The sequence below is a fragment of the Burkholderia aenigmatica genome (assembly GCF_902499175.1).
GTDB classification, from domain to species: domain Bacteria; phylum Pseudomonadota; class Gammaproteobacteria; order Burkholderiales; family Burkholderiaceae; genus Burkholderia; species Burkholderia aenigmatica.
The window spans coordinates 47,916-63,013 of the sequence record NZ_CABVQC010000016.1; the positions used below are offsets into that span (position 1 = coordinate 47,916).

General features: G+C 63.4%; 10 protein-coding genes. 9 read left to right on the forward strand and 1 reads right to left on the reverse strand.

The window, feature by feature from the left end; translation table 11 throughout:
* Positions 1-32 precede the first annotated feature (32 nt).
* From BDO18943_RS13900 to BDO18943_RS13920, 5 genes are all read left to right on the forward strand, one after another.
* Positions 33-1,055 carry a hypothetical protein gene (locus BDO18943_RS13900; RefSeq protein WP_175022745.1) on the forward strand — a complete coding sequence of 341 codons (1,023 nt, stop codon included), beginning with the start codon at positions 33-35 and terminating at the stop codon, positions 1,053-1,055.
* A 408-nt stretch (positions 1,056-1,463) separates the two neighbouring features.
* Positions 1,464-4,547: an ATP-binding protein gene (locus BDO18943_RS13905; protein ID WP_175022746.1), complete on the forward strand. Its 3,084-nt coding sequence runs from the start codon at positions 1,464-1,466 to the stop codon at positions 4,545-4,547.
* A gap of 120 nt (positions 4,548-4,667) precedes the next feature.
* The gene (locus tag BDO18943_RS13910) at positions 4,668-4,856 is read left to right on the forward strand and encodes a hypothetical protein (protein WP_175022747.1); all 189 of its coding nucleotides are present in this window, start codon (positions 4,668-4,670) and stop codon (positions 4,854-4,856) included.
* A 354-nt stretch (positions 4,857-5,210) separates the two neighbouring features.
* Positions 5,211-5,870, forward strand: a complete 660-nt coding sequence (locus BDO18943_RS13915; RefSeq protein WP_175022748.1) for a response regulator — start codon at positions 5,211-5,213, stop codon at positions 5,868-5,870.
* Between the two features lie 45 nt (positions 5,871-5,915).
* Positions 5,916-8,864 (forward strand): hybrid sensor histidine kinase/response regulator, encoded by a 2,949-nt coding sequence (locus BDO18943_RS13920; RefSeq protein ID WP_175022749.1) that lies wholly within the window; start codon positions 5,916-5,918, stop codon positions 8,862-8,864.
* Between the two features lie 75 nt (positions 8,865-8,939).
* On the opposite strand, the gene BDO18943_RS13925 is transcribed toward BDO18943_RS13920, so the two are convergent.
* Positions 8,940-9,269, reverse strand: a complete 330-nt coding sequence (locus BDO18943_RS13925; protein ID WP_175022750.1) for a hypothetical protein — start codon at positions 9,267-9,269, stop codon at positions 8,940-8,942.
* 551 nt (positions 9,270-9,820) lie between these two features.
* On the opposite strand from BDO18943_RS13925, the gene BDO18943_RS13930 reads away from it, so the two are divergent.
* From BDO18943_RS13930 to BDO18943_RS42635, 4 genes are all read left to right on the forward strand, one after another.
* Complete coding sequence (locus tag BDO18943_RS13930; RefSeq protein WP_175022751.1) at positions 9,821-10,420, forward strand: fimbrial protein; 600 nt, start codon at positions 9,821-9,823, stop codon at positions 10,418-10,420.
* A gap of 15 nt (positions 10,421-10,435) precedes the next feature.
* Positions 10,436-11,206, forward strand: a complete 771-nt coding sequence (locus BDO18943_RS13935; RefSeq protein WP_235996020.1) for a fimbrial biogenesis chaperone — start codon at positions 10,436-10,438, stop codon at positions 11,204-11,206.
* 122 nt (positions 11,207-11,328) lie between these two features.
* Positions 11,329-13,818, forward strand: a complete 2,490-nt coding sequence (locus BDO18943_RS13940; protein WP_205187809.1) for a fimbria/pilus outer membrane usher protein — start codon at positions 11,329-11,331, stop codon at positions 13,816-13,818.
* A gap of 225 nt (positions 13,819-14,043) precedes the next feature.
* On the forward strand, positions 14,044-15,060 hold the full coding sequence (locus BDO18943_RS42635) for a fimbrial protein (RefSeq protein WP_235996022.1): 1,017 nt from the start codon (positions 14,044-14,046) through the stop codon (positions 15,058-15,060).
* Positions 15,061-15,098 lie beyond the last annotated feature (38 nt).

The following is a 15,098-nucleotide window of genomic DNA, read 5'->3' on the forward strand; positions in this document are numbered from 1 at the left end:
TCGTTCGTCCTTTTTGCATTGAGGTGACCCCGATGAAAGCCGTTGCATTGATCGCACTGACCTGTCTGGCGCTGACCGCTTGCGGCGGCGACGATTCCTCGCCCGCGCCGTCCGGCGGTGGATCGGGCACGAGCAACAACGGCGGCAGCGGTGGAACCGGCGGCACGGGTTCGGGCGGGACGGGAAGCGGCGGCAATGGCGGTTCGGGTGGTTCGGGCGGCAGCACGCTGACGTGGCGCTACGATGCGCAGCCTGTTGCGGCGGATCGGGCGAGCTTCCTGACGCTGGTCAACAACGAAGGCGCGAAGGGCTATCGTTATCTGGGCGACTTCTACTACAGCGCGACCAACGGCGGATCGCAGTCGATCTTCGTGAACGACGGCACCGCGCAGACCTACACGTACCAGCTGCAGACGGCGCCGGCCGACATGACGTCCTTCGTCAACGCGGCCAACGCGCAAGGGGCGAGCGGCTACCGCTACGAAGGGCCGCTCACGTACGGCGATCTCTATCGCAAGGACGGCGGTTCGTCGGCGACCTACACGTACACGACGACCGGCCTGCCGGCCGATGCCAACGCGTTCCTCACGCAGGCGAACGGCCAGGGCCAGTCGGGCTACTGGTTCCTCGGCCCGATGGCGGTGGGGGCCGTGCAGGCGAACGTGTACATGAAGAACAACGCATCGAGTGCGACCTACACATACGACGCGCTGGCGCCGACGTCGACCGTCAGCGACTTTATCGCGCAGGCCAACAGCGAAGGGGCGAAGGGCTATCGCGCGAAGGGCGGGATGCTGTTCGGTTCGACGATCTCGTGGGTCTACGTGAAGGATCAGACGCAATCGCCGACCTTCACGTACCAGTCGGCCGCGATCCAGTCGACCGGCGCGAACTTCGTCCAGCAGTCGAACACGTTCGGCGCGCAGGGCGCCGCATACCTGAGCGATATCGCGCTCGGCACGACGCCGCCGCTCGCGATGGCATCGTTCTATTTCACGCCGAAGAACTGCACGGGCTTCCTGTGCACGACACTGAATCCGCTCACGCAGAACTGAGCGGGAGGCTTCGCCGGCATCGCGACAAGTATCGGGCCGAGCGCGTGCCGAACGACGCGCGTTGACCGTATCGAGTGCCTCAGGTGTGCCTCGTCACCCGTGGGCGCACCATTCGCCGCCGGCTTGCCGGCGGCATTTCGTTTACCCGTGCACGCACCATGGATCAACGATGCGCATGGTTCGATCCGATGCACCCGCCGATGCGGTTCCGGGCTCAAAATCTCGGTCAAGTTCAAAAGACATATTCAATCGAGTAGTACATGTACTAAAAGGATAATGCGCGACTGATTTCCGCAGTTTCGTTTGGCATGATCGGGACACCACTATCCCGAATGTTTCCATCGTGACGTCCGCTCCGGCAAGGCGTTGGCCGCAGGCCCGCACCGGAGGGCGGCGCCACGTCAGGCCATGCCATACAGCACGCTTCAATCCATCCGTCGCTACCAGAGCATCTCGATGTTCGGTGGCGGCGTGGTCGTCACGATCCTGATCCTGATCGCCTGCGCGCTCGGGATCATGTCGATCGTCTACGGCTACCTGGACGGCGAGCGGCGCACCTTCCTGAACGGCGTAGAGGAAACCGTCGACGAGATCCAGGTGAGCGAGACGTCGTTCCGCAACGGCGTGGCGAACACGCAGCTGATCTGGCGCGAGCTCGGCGAAGCGCCGGCCGATGTCGTGAACCGCTTCTTCGACAACGGCCAGCAGCTCGCGATCACGCCGTATCCGTCGCTCGTGGTTGGCGTGCCGGGGCAAACGGCGCAGCGCGGCGAGGTCGCGCGCTATCTCGCACTGTCGTTCCTGCTGTCGCGCATCTGCGCGGCGAGCTCGATCAATCGCGGGCGCACGCTGGAGGGCTACCACTACAGCACGCGCACGGGGGTGTTCGGCTTCGTGCCGCATCTGTCGCGCGACAATCCCGCCCTTGCGTCGGCCGACGCGCGCGCGCGCGTGCTCGAGGCGCTGCACGTCGATTTCGACGGCCCGTCACCGTCACCGGACGATGGGCGGCCGCATGTCCGCTGGCTGCCGCCGTACATCAACCCGGTGACGGGGCAGGCGCGCATCCGGATCGCCGCCGAGGCGCGCACCGGCGGTGAGCCGTTCGCGGTGCTCGTCACCGAATACGCACCGGAATACCTGCTGTCGTGGCTGCCCGGGCGCGGCCCGGCCGGCGTGTTCTTCATCACGTCGGCGGATAACCGGCTCATTGCGATCGATCCCGACGTTGAGCGCACGAATGCGGTAGCCGAGCGCCTGTCGAGGCTCGACGTCGCACACGGCCGCGAGGCAGCCGGCGAGACGCTCTTTCGTGACGGCACGATCGTGTTCCGCAGCCGGCTCGCGACAACCGGCTGGACGATCGCCTATGCGCTGTCGTGGGCCGATGTGGCGGCCGGCATCGGCGTGCAGGCCGGCGCGCTCGCGGCATCGACGCTCGTCGCGATCGTCGTGATGTGGGTGCTGCTGGTGCGATTCCACCGGCGCGTGCTCGTGCCGGTTTACGCGCGTTCGGCCCGCGTGTTCGACAGCGAGGCACTGTGCCGCAGCGTGATCGCGATGGCGCCGGTCGGCATCGGCCTCGTGTCGCTGTCCGACCGGCGCGTGATGCTCGCGAGCGATGTGCTGACGCACATGCTGCTGCCGCACGGCGGCGACCACCATGCGTTGTCCGCGCAGGTACTCGAGATGTACGACGCGTTCGTCGCAAACGGCGGAGCCGGCCGGACGATGGTGACCGAGCTCGTGGTCGATGCACCGGACAATGCGCCGCTGCATCTGGAGATCATCGCGCACAGCGCGCGATATCAGGGCGAGGACGTGCTGATCGCGGTGTTCGCCGACACGACTGCACAGCGCCGGCTCGTGCATCAGCTCGAGGAGGCCGTACGCGCGGCCGATTCGGCGAATGCGGCCAAGTCGTCGTTTCTCGCCGCGACGAGCCACGAGATCCGTACGCCGCTGAACGTGATCCTCGGCAATCTCGAGCTGCTCGAACGCACGGCGCTCGATGCATCACAGCAAAGTCGCGTGCACACGCTGCGCGCGTCGGCCGAGGGGCTGCTCGCGATCGTCAGCGACATCCTCGATTTCTCGAAGATCGAAGCCGGTGCGATGTCGGTCGAGTCGATCGAGTTCGACGTGATCGCCGTGATCGAGCGCGAGCTGGCCGGGTTCGCGCCCGTGGCAAAGGCGAAAGGGTTGCCGCTGCTCGCCGATATCGATGCGGGCAGCGCGCAGCGGATGCGTGGCGATCCGACGCGGCTCGCGCAGGTGGTCGGCAACCTGTTGAGCAATGCAATCAAGTTCACGAGCGACGGGCGTATCGTCGCACGCGTGTCGGTCGGGCGGAATGCGCGCGGTGCGCCTGAACTATCGATCGGCATCGAGGACACGGGCATCGGGATCAACCGCCTGCACCAGGTCCGGCTGTTCAAGCCGTTCTCGCAGGTCGACGCATCGATCACGCGGCGCTACGGCGGCACGGGGCTCGGCCTTGCATTGTGCGATCGACTGGTCACGGCGATGGGCGGGACGATTTCGGTCGATAGTGCACCGGGCGTCGGCAGCCTGTTTACCGTTCGCCTGCCGCTGGGTATGGGCATTGCGCCGAGATTTCCGGTCGCCGCCGGAGGCGGTGCCGGGCGCACGCTGATCGTCGTGTCGCCGGAGGATGCGTGGCGTACGTTTGCCTTTCCGCATCTGCGCGCATGGGGCTTCGACGTCACGATGCATCCGAGCCCGATCGGGATTGCAGCCGGATGCCTCGCGCGTGCTTATGCGATCGTGCTGTTCGGCGAATCCGACCAATGGCGGCGCGAGGAGCTCGACAGCCTCGGCGGTGGTACGCCCGTCGTGCTGGCGACACCGGACGGCCCGCTGATGCCGGCCATTGCGGGCCGTACGGTCCGCGTGTCGAGCTATTCGCTGAACGGGCTGCACACGGCGATCGAGCAGGCGCGTGTCATGAAGGCCGAATCGCGGCGCGCACGGGTCGACGTGGCCGATACCCGCCAGTCAGCGGTGTCGGCGTCCGCCACGCGTGTGCTGCGCGTGCTGGTCGCAGACGATGCATCGGTCAACGGGTCGATTTTCCGCGAGCAGCTGGACGTGCTCGGCTGTGCGATCCGATGCGTGTCATCCGGTGGCGCGGCGCTCGATATGCTTGCGAGCGGCGCGTGGGACGTGCTGCTGCTCGGTGCCGATCTGCCCGACATGCGGGCCGGCGAACTGGCGGAAGCCGTCCATGCACGCGCGGTGTCGTGCGACATGATTGTCGTGGTGTCGCATCTGGCGCCCGATGACGCGCGACGCTATGCGGCATTGGACATCGAATGCATGTTGACCAAACCGGTGACGCTGGCCGACCTGCGTCGTTGTCTGGCACGCATCGCGCGGCGGCACGGCATCGATTTTCCTGTCGGTGCGGCGGACGAGCGGCCGGCCTCGCGGGGTATGGCGGCGACAGTGTCACATTCACCGGGAAGATAACAGGAACGCGACGTCACGGTGGCGTAGACCACCGGCGTCAAACAGGGAAGGCAGGCACGCCGCATCGAACAGGTGCCGCGTGATTTCGACTGAAGAAGGAAGGGTAAGGCCGTGCGCTATATGGGAAAGGTGTTCGGGCTGCTGCTTGGATTTGCGACGCTGCCGGAGAAATCCAGACGGGATTTCCTCACGAAGCTGAACGAATTCATGATGATGTCGCCGTCGCAGAAGCGGCGAGCCATCACCGAGTGGCAGCATGCGACGGATGATGGATCGAGCGAACCGGACAAATCAGTGGTCAAACGTTAGGTTCGGCGGCTGCACCGGCCGCCTCGCGAAACGGATCGATGGCGCCGGGCGCGCCGTCGATCAGGGGGCCGTGGCCGGTGGATCGCTGCAGGGGCCAGCGGCCGCCATCCCGTACCCGGCCAGGCAGGCGGTGAGACGGCGGTGGTGTCGGACGTCGGCGGGCGCACGCCGGCGCAGGCACCCGCATCCACCTGTATCTCAGCGCCGCAGAACCCGCCTATTATCTTAAAATTGCGCTGCGCGTCGCCCGGTTCGCTGAACGTGGCAACGCGACCGCGTTGCGAGATCGATTCGAATCCCGGCGCGTCGCACAACATGGCACGTCGGACCGCGTGTATCGGGAGAAGAATAGAGATGGATGAATTTTTTGTGCGTGTGATTGTGGCGGACGATCACCCTTCGTCTGCACTCGGGATGTCGCAGACGCTCACGGGCAGCAGCACGATCAAGCTGCTCGGCACCGTTTCGAATTCGACTGACCTCGTGGCGATGCTCGACGAGCAGCAGAGCGACGTGCTCGTCGTCGATTACGTGATGCCGGGCGGCAAGTATGGCGACGGTCTGGCGTTGTTGTCGTTTCTGCAGCGCCGCTATCCCGCGATTCATCTCGTGACGATCACGATGATCGACAACCCGAGCGTGCTGCATGCGATTCAGCGGCAGGGCGTCGGGTGCATCCTCAGTAAATCCGATGCGATGTCGCATCTGGTGGGCGCGGTTCACGCGGCCTACGTCGGCGCGAATTACCTGTCGCCGTTCGTCAAGCAGTTGCTGGAGGAAACCAAGTCGTCGTCGAACACGCGTGCGCTGACGGCGCGCGAGATCGAAGTCGTGCGGTTATACGGGGCCGGCCTGACGGTCGGCGAGATCGCGGTCCAGCTTCATCGCAGCAAGCAGACGATCAGTTCGCAGAAGTCGAGCGCGATGAAGAAGCTCGGCATCGTCCGCGATGCCGACCTGATCCGCTATGCGAGCGAGGGGCAGTTGCCCGAATTGCCCGGGGCCGATGCCTAGTCGGGCGATCGCGGCGCGCGCCGGGGAGAGACTTCAAGAACAAGCATGCCCACGAAACTGAAAGCGCTGCTTGCGCATGCCGCTGCGGCGGGCCGCAGGCCATTCGATCCGGGGCGCGTGCGGCGCCAGCAGCACGCATTGCTGTACGGCAGCGGCGCGGCGATCACGGCGTTTATCCTCGTGTGCGCGGCGCTCGTCGTGCGGCTCGAAGTGCTCGATTATTTCACGCAGACTTCGGGGGCGTTTCTGCGGCGTGAGGTGCGGCTATCTGCCGAGCTGCAGGCGACGTACCTGCTGTCGGGGCAACAGGCGAACAACGCGATGAACCTCTGGAGGTTCGACAAGCAGGCGTCGCGAGACGTGCTGCGTGAATTCACGGAGGGTCGCGGCAGGATAATCTGGCGTCGATCGAGCCAGATCGCGCTGGTCGGACTGGCCGACATCACGCAGGACTATCGGGCGAGCAGGTATTCGCGCTATCTCGGCCTGATCATGCCGCAGTTGGAAGTGGCACCCAAGGTGACCCCGGTTCTCCCGGGGTTCAACATTTACCTGATCGGTATCGACGGCAATTTTGTGTCCGTGGGCGGCGTTGGGGCCGCCACGCAGGCTGCCGCGTTGCCGGATGGATCCCAGGTGAAGGCGCTGGCACGGCAGCTGATGCCGTCCGATGCAGCCCTCCCGCACAACGACGCGGTCGTGATCGAACGGCGTTTCGATCCGCTGCTCGGGCATCCGATCATGCGGTTCGTCCGCCGGCTGTATGACGCCGACGGGCAACCGTTTGCCTGGAGCGTCGTCACCGTTCGTTCCCAGGTCGATAGCATCCTTGCGCCGATTTCAGACGATGAGGACTATGCGCTGATCGATACGCGCGCACAACTTCTGGCTGGCGCACAGCGCAGCAGCGACATGATTTCACGAGCGCTCGACCATGCGAACGATCCGCAACGCGAGCGGGTGTTCGTGCATCGCGTCGGCTCCCGTTTCGTCATCAGCGACCGCTTGCCGAATTCCGATCTGGTGCTGATGGCGACCTTCTCGTGGCGCAGCGTCATGGGCGCCGTCGCGATACGAGCGGGCCTGACGATCGCCACCGCACTGCTGGCTATTTCACTGCTATGGATCTCGATCGTTACGTTCGACCGGCGTGCGCTGCGCCCCGCCAACCGTCGCGCGATCCGCTTGATCGAGAGCGAGGCGCTCAACCGTACGCTGATCCGCACGGCACCGGCCGGGCTCATGCTGCTGTCGCTGGCCAATGGCGACACGATGGTGCGCAATGACGCCGCCCAGTCATATGGCGAGGCTGGAACGGTGCCGTCGCTCGGCAAGCGTATCTGGCAGGCTTACCAGGGCAGTATCGCCGGAGGCCGGACACGACGTGTCGTCACGCACGAGTTGTCGGTCGACCTCGTCGGCGGCGGCACGGCCTATCTTGCTGCGCATATCGTCCGTGCACGTTTTCGCGGCGTCGACGTGCTGCTCTGCACGCTCACCGACATCACCGCGCGCAAGCAGGTCGAGCACAAGCTGCGTGAGGCGCGGGAAGCCGCGGACGATGCGAACAAGGCGAAGTCGACCTTCCTCGCGACGATGAGCCACGAGATTCGTACGCCGCTGAACGCGATCGTCGGCAATCTCGAATTGATGGCGCGCGCGGCATTGCCGGCCGACGAGCGGCGGCGTTTGCAGACGGTGATGTCGTCGTCGGATGCGCTGCTGCGCGTGATCAACGACGTGCTCGACCTGTCGAAAGCCGAATCGAACCAGATGGTGCTCGAGGCCGTGCCGTTCGATCTGCGTGCGGTGCTGCGCGAGGTCGCGGAGATCTTCCGTCCACTCGCCGACGCGAAGCATCTGACGCTCGATTGCCGGATCTCGCCTGAGCTGGCCGACGGCTACGTCGGCGATCCGACCCGGCTGCGCCAGATCGTGTCGAACCTCGTCAGCAACGCAATCAAGTTTACGGAGCGCGGTGGCGTGAGCATCGATGCGGGGCTGGTGCACGGCGTCGAGATCGCGGTGCGCGATACGGGGATCGGCATTGCTGCCGACAGCCTGCCGACGCTGTTCGACGTCTACATCCAGGCGGACGCGTCGATCTACCGCCGCTTCGGCGGCACCGGGCTGGGATTGCCGCTGTGCCGCCGGATTGCCCGGCTGATGCACGGCGATCTGACGGTCGACAGCCGGCCCGGCGACGGCACGACGATCACGGCTGTGCTGCCGCTGCCCGCCGCGCCTGCCGACTGGCGGGCGGCGTTCGACGAACCGGCCGCCGAGGCGCCGGTCGCGCCGGTGTCGTCGCACGAGGACGAATCGCCATTGCGCGTGCTGGTCGCGGAAGATCATCCGGCGAGCCGCGCATTGCTGCGGGATCAGCTCGATGCGCTGCACTACGACGCGACCATCGTCACGAACGGCGTCGAGGCGATGCGCGCGTACTTCGCGCACCCGTTCGACGTCGTGCTGACCGATCTCGGCATGCCGGAGCTCGACGGCTTCGCGCTGGCGAACTTTCTGCGCGAGCAGGGGGCGCGCGTGCCGGTGATCGCGATGACGGCCCACGCCACCGAGGAGGATTACCGCCGCTGCACGCAGGCTGGTGCGGTGGAGGTCGTGCTCAAGCCGCTGTCGATCGACGCGCTCGACGCCGTGCTGAGGCGGCATGGCAAACGCGAGCCGGCGGCGGGATTGAATCCGGCCGCGGCAAGCGCCACGCCGGTGATGACGGAGGAGATGAGCGACGCGCTGCGAACGGCGACGCAGCACTCGCTGGCGGTGATCGATCAGGCGTTGTCGAGCGGCATGGTCGATCCGGTCAGGGACGAACTGCATTCGATGCGCGGCGGATTCGCGCTGGCCGGAGATACGGCGGCGCGAGACGCATGCGCCGCAATGGAACGTGTTGTCGGCGGGGGCGGAATCGAGGCGCTCAAGGCGCACTGGCTTGCCTTCCGGAGCGAGATCGCACAGGCCCTCGAGCGCTGAGGCGATACCCGGCGCGGGCCGGGCGTGCACCGGCCGACCGGTGCCGCGTGGCCGCAAGGTCCGGCGCGCATCGCGTCACTGATAGCTCATCGTGAACGTGGCGACGGTATCCGCGGCGCCCGCTTTCATGTTGCCGGTCCGGATGTAGTGCGCGGTGAGCGGAATATTGACGCCCTTGTCGCCCGCTTCCGTGACGAACCACTGGTTCGGGTTGCCGGTTGCGCTCGAGTCGCGGCTGAAAGAGACGGGGGGCGACCGGCTCATGATCGGGCCTGTCTTGGCCAATTCGAGCACGAATATAAAGGCAGGTAGAAACGAGAGGTTGCTCGCGCTGCCGTAGTCATACACGTAATCAGCCCACCCGTTAACGCGGTTTTCTGCGTTCGCGCCGATCCGTACACCCACGCCGGCAACCCTGGTCGGGTTTGGGTTGATAAATAAAGCGTCTTGATATTTCGAGTGACGTAGATAATTCCACGGGGATATTAATCATGGTTAATGATAATCTGGTTGTTTTTGTTGGTTCGGGTAATTAATGAAAATTTCTTGTCTGATTTTTTGAAATTTTAAAAATCGACCATTCAGACGAGATCTTGACTCGACACACCAGCAGACATGTCCGTGATTGTCCGTTCCACTTTAGGCAGCCAGCAACGAACCGGAGGCGACCGAAGCAAACTCCGTCGTCGCCGCTGGCGGCAGCGCGACAGGCCGATGGGCGTGATCCAGCAGATTGTCTTGCGATGGCGATGTAGGTCGTCGGAGTTGCAGCGGACACGATTGAAAAATCCATTTAACATTGAAGCGATTGATTGTGAAATAAGCATGAATTCGTACTAGTACTATTGTTTGAAAGTCGAATATCGGTCGTGAACTAGACACAGAATTCCGACGAATTGGCAATATTCGTCTTGCTCTGTAAGGAGTTTTAAATCTTGTTCAAACTGGAGAAAACAATGACGACTTTCAACAAGAAGATTCTCGCCCTGGCAGCAGTCGCAGGCATGTTCGCAGCAGGTTCGGCCATGGCGGCCGACGGCACGATCAATTTCACCGGCAACATCACCGCGGCGTCGTGCTCGATCACGGGCGGCGCCGGCACGAACGTGACCGGTGAAAAGGGCAAGCAGGACATCGCCGTCAACCTCGGCACGGTCAGCTCGGACTCGATCGGCGGTACGGCCGGGCACGGCATCGCGGGCGGCACGTCGATCAGCCTGAATCTCGATTGCGGCAACACCGCAACCGATCTGACGCTGGTCAAGATGAAGTTCGACCCGCGGTCCGGCTCGGGCGTCGACGGCAAGAACAACAAACTGCTGCAGGTCTCGGGCACCGCGAAGGGCGTCGGCATCGGCATCTACGACAGCAGCAACACGTTGCTGAACCTGGCGGCCAACGAGACGATCAGCGCACCGCTGGTCAAGGGCGGCACGGACGAGGCGCCGGTCTACACCGCGGCACTGGACATGCGTGCCGGTTATGTCGCGAACGGCGACAAGGTCGAAGCCGGTACGGCCGACGGCACGCTGCCGTTCACGCTGTCGTACGAGTAAATCCCCCATCGAGCGATGAAATGGCGCGCACGCCATTTCATCGCCGCCTCCAGAGTCAAATCCGATATGAAGAAATCTCTCATTGCCGGGCTGGTCGCGGCCAGCTCGATGTTGTCTATGTCCACGCCGTCGCACGCCGGTATTTCGCTGTCAGGCACGCGCGTCGTCTATTCGGCGACGAGCAAGGAAGCGTCCATGGTCGTCAAGAATCAGTCGAAAGACGATGTGATGATCCAGTCGTGGCTCGAATACGACGGCGACAAGAAGGGCGATTTGCCGTTTGCGATCACGCCGTCGCTGAGCAGGCTCGGTGGCGACAAGCAGCAGATCCTCCGGATTTTCTATGCAGGAGATGGGCTGCCGGCCGACCGTGAGTCGGTGTTCTGGCTGAGCGTGCAGGAGATTCCGCAACGGGCAAAGGGCGACAACTCGCTGCAGATTGCCGTGCGACAACGCATCAAACTTTTCTATCGACCTGCCGATCTGCCTGGCAAGGTCGACGAGGCGCCCGCCCAGTTGAAGTGGCGCTGGAGCGGCGATGGCGGAAAGCCGGCGCTGGACGTCGTCAACGACACACCTTATTTCGTTTCGCTGGGCCGAGCCAGTCTCAAAGCCGGTGCAAACACCTATCCGGTCGTCGCCGAAATGATTGCACCCAAATCCGTGAAGCGGCTCGCGGTCAAGGATTTCACCGGGCACGCACAGCCAGTGAGCGCCAAGGTCGAATTCAGCTCGATCAACGATTTCGGCGCAACGGTCAACACAGAGTCCGATATGTCGAAATAGCGCGCCGAGAATCCGTCGGCCATCCGGATTGTTCGCGACAAATAAATACGTTGTACTAATTAAATAGGAGAGGTGCGCATTTCTGCTGACTCGGCTGAGTGAGAGGGGTACGCAATCAAGACATGAACACAACTGTCAAGAAAATCGCAGAGGCTTGCCAGCGCGCGTCTTGTCTGATGGCGCTCGGCGCCGTCATTGCACCCGCCGTCAGTCAAGCGGCAGAGTTCAACGATCAGTTCCTCAAGAAAGGAGAAGGGCCTGTCGAGCTGACTTACTTCGAGCGCGGCAGTTCGGTCGCGCCCGGTGTCTACGACGTCGACGTATCGCTGAACCAGCGGCGTGCGAAACGCGAGTCGATCGTATTCAAGGCGGGTGCATCCGGCGAGGTGCGGCCGGTGATCACATATGGCCTGCTCAAGTCGCTCGGCGTGAACCTGAAGCGTCTCGAGCGCGAGCACAAGCTGGACGCGGGCCTTGACGACAATGCGATCGTCAATCTCGACGAGTGGGTCGAAGGCGCGTCTTCGAGTTTCGATGTCGGTGCGCTGACGCTCGACATCAGCATCCCGCAGATCTATGCCCCGGGGCAAACACGCGGCTTTGTCGATCCGTCGCTCTGGGACGAAGGCATCGTCGCGGCCTATTCGAACTATCAGGCGAACTTCAGTCACAATACGGATTCCGGCTATCGCAGCGACTACGGGTATCTCGGGCTGCGCAACGGCGTGAACATTGGTGCGTGGCGGCTGCGCAACGAATCCTCGCTATCGTGGCGACGCGGTTCACCGTCGAATTTCAGCGTCAACCGCAGCTATGTCGAGCGCGACCTGAAAGGCATCAAGGGGCGACTCGCCGCGGGTGAGGTGTATTCGTCCAGCGAGATCTTCGACAGCGTGCGTTTCCTCGGCGTGCAGGTCAGCTCCGATACGGGGATGCTGCCGGACAACGACGTCGGCTATGCACCGGTCGTGCGCGGCATCGCGCAAAGCAACGCGGTGGTCGAAGTTCGCCAGAACGGCTACGTGATTTACTCGGCGTCCGTGACGCCCGGCGCATTCGAGTTCCGCGACATCTACCCGAGCGGTTCGAACGGCGACCTCGAGATCAAAATCATCGAGTCCGACGGAAGCGTGCGTATTTTCCGGCAGTCGTATTCGTATCTGCCCGTCATGATTCGCCGCGGCACGATGCGCTATGCATTCTCGGCCGGGCAGTATCGCGGCTTCGGCCAGTCGCGCCCCAAGTTCGCTCAAGGATCGCTGGTCTACGGGGTGTCCGATAATCTCACCGGCTACGGCGGCTTCATCGGGGCCGAGCGCTATGCGGCGATCGCACTGGGTGTCGGCTACAACTCGCCATTCGGCGGGGTCTCGTTCGACGTCACGCACAGCCAGTCGAACACGCCGGGCCGCAAGTCCAGCGGGCAGAGTTTCCGTTTCCTGTATTCAAAAACGCTGTCGGCCACCGACACGACCTTCACGATGGTCGGTTATCGCTATTCGACCGACGGCTATCGCACGTTCAGCCAGCACGTCGACGATCTCGACCGCCAGTGGGGCGGCGGCTATCGCCGCCAGAAGAGCCGCGTCGACCTGAACATCAACCAGTCGCTGGGCGGGAGCGGGGCGCTCTATGCGAGCGTTGGCGACACGAGCTACTGGAACCGCGGCGGCTCGAGCCGCAATATCCAGCTCGGTTACAGCGGCGCGCTGAAGAATCTCAGTTACAGCGTCTCGGTCGCACACACACGGGATACCGGCGCGTTCGGGCGCACTGATACGCAGTTCTCCGCATCGGTCAGCATCCCGATCGGCATCGGCGCGCGTTCGCATCGTGCGTTCGCGAACACGGTGGCCTCGACGAATGGCGATGTCAGCGTGCAGGCAGGCGTGAACGGGTTCCTGAACGATTCCAACACCGTCAACTATTCGGTGCAGGGTGATTACCGCAAGGATTCTGGCGGATCGGGTGGCGTGGGTCTGGGCTGGGATACGCCGATGGCCAAGCTGACGTCGAACTACAACCAGTCCGGCCACGGCAAGCATCTGGACGTCGGCGCAGCGGGCTCGATCGTCGCGCACAGCGGCGGCATCACGTTGGGTCAAACGGTGGGCGAGACCTTCGCGATCGCCGAAGTGGAGGGGGTACGCGGCGCGCGCTTCTCGTCGTCGTCGAGCATCAGCACCGACCGCAACGGCTACGCGATCCTGCCGTATGCGCAGCCGTATCGCTACAACTGGCTGAACATCGATACCGAAAGCCTCGGCTTCGACACGGATCTGACCGACAACGCGAAGTCGGTGGTGCCGACGCGCGGCGCGATCGTCAAGGCGCGCTTCGCGGCGGAGACGGGCCGCCGGGTCCAGTTCGACGTGACGATGAATGACGGCGGCAAGGTGCCGTTCGGTGCGACCGCCTATGACGAGAACGACAAGGTGCTCGGCATGGTCGACAACGAATCGCGCGTGCTCGTGTTCGGCACCAAGGAACAGGGGCGTCTGTCGATTCGCTGGAGCGAGGGATCGTGCGAAGGCGGCTATGCGTTGCCGGAGCGGAAGAAGGCCGTTGCCTATGAGCGCGTGGCGATGAGTTGCAAGATGGCAGGTCGATGATCGCCATACGAGGTGGCGGAACCGCTGGTTCCACGAGCCGCGCGTCGGATTGATCGCGTGGCAAAGCGATAACGTGGGCCCATGCCTGTCATATGCGCAAATGGATGCGTGGCGCGCAAGGCAATGAGCGAATGGGCGTCGGAAGCTATTCCGTGCCAGAAGCGAATGTGTGCAACGAGATTGCGTCGTGCGGTCCGTCCTGCAGGCTACGTACCGGAGGTGTTTATGAAATTACTTGTTATGTGTGTTGTCGCCGTCGTGACGACGATTCCTGTATCGGCTTTTGCGGAGTGCTATGTCAAGGAGGATTACACCGGTCGAAAGATTCCGTATCAGACGGTCGAGTTTCCTGCGTTCAAGCCCGCTGCTTTCGATCCCGAAGTGCCGGACGGCACCGTCTTGTACAGTGGCAAGGGAACAGCAAGTGGCGCGGGCGGCGTCTCTTACTGCCCAGATGCCAACGGCATCGACCTCCCTATCGGGAATCGGCTATATCAAGGTGTCGGTGCCTATAACGCGAACTACCATACCTATCCGACTTCCGTAGCAGGCGTCGGTTATCGCATAAAGGGGGGGATCAATCCAGACCAATGGTGGCCGAACCAAGACTATATGCCTTCCAAGGGGGGGCCTTTGTCGAGTTCGAGCAACTTTAGCATCGAGCTTGTCAAGACTGGTCCGATCACGGCCGCAGGGTCCCTGTCCGGCGAGATCGGACAAACATACTACCCCGACCACAGATCTGTGGTGCGCCGTGTTTTCTTGACGGGCGGTTTGCCGATTGTTCCTTCCGTGCCGAGCTGTACGGTACAGAACAAGGTGATTGGCGTGCCGCTGGGCTCGGTTTCGACCAAGGCGCTCGACACAGGTGGTGCGTCCGACTACCAGTCGTTCTCGATCAATCTGGAATGCTCGAACGGGACGGCGGGGACATCGACCAGGATGTTTATCACGCTGACCGATGCCGCGAGGCCGGGCAACCGCAGCGGCCTGCTGACACTGGCCTCGTCTGGTTCCAATGCCGCGACTGGAGTCGGGGTGGAAATCCGTCGAGCGGACGATACCGTTGTCAGCTTCGGGCCGGATTCCCCCGCGTCTGGCAATCCCAATCAGTGGTTCGTCGGGCAGTACGGCAATACCAGCGTGTCCATTCCGTTGAAAGCGCGCTATCTGAGAGCGACCGGCCCGCTGAAGGGAGGATTGGCCGATGCGGCCGCGACGTTCACCATGAGCTACCAGTAGCACGAGCCGACATGGGAACGCGCCAGCCTGACGGGTTT

Coding starts and splice junctions, on each gene's coding strand:
- BDO18943_RS13935 (WP_235996020.1), top strand. CDS start 10,436: ATGAAATGGCGCGCACGCCATTTCATCGCCGCCTCCAGAGTCAAATCC.
- BDO18943_RS13905 (WP_175022746.1), top strand. CDS start 1,464: ATGCCATACAGCACGCTTCAATCCATCCGTCGCTACCAGAGCATCTCG.
- BDO18943_RS13940 (WP_205187809.1), top strand. CDS start 11,329: ATGAACACAACTGTCAAGAAAATCGCAGAGGCTTGCCAGCGCGCGTCT.
- BDO18943_RS42635 (WP_235996022.1), top strand. CDS start 14,044: ATGAAATTACTTGTTATGTGTGTTGTCGCCGTCGTGACGACGATTCCT.
- BDO18943_RS13920 (WP_175022749.1), top strand. CDS start 5,916: ATGCCCACGAAACTGAAAGCGCTGCTTGCGCATGCCGCTGCGGCGGGC.
- BDO18943_RS13930 (WP_175022751.1), top strand. CDS start 9,821: ATGACGACTTTCAACAAGAAGATTCTCGCCCTGGCAGCAGTCGCAGGC.
- BDO18943_RS13915 (WP_175022748.1), top strand. CDS start 5,211: ATGGATGAATTTTTTGTGCGTGTGATTGTGGCGGACGATCACCCTTCG.
- BDO18943_RS13910 (WP_175022747.1), top strand. CDS start 4,668: ATGGGAAAGGTGTTCGGGCTGCTGCTTGGATTTGCGACGCTGCCGGAG.
- BDO18943_RS13900 (WP_175022745.1), top strand. CDS start 33: ATGAAAGCCGTTGCATTGATCGCACTGACCTGTCTGGCGCTGACCGCT.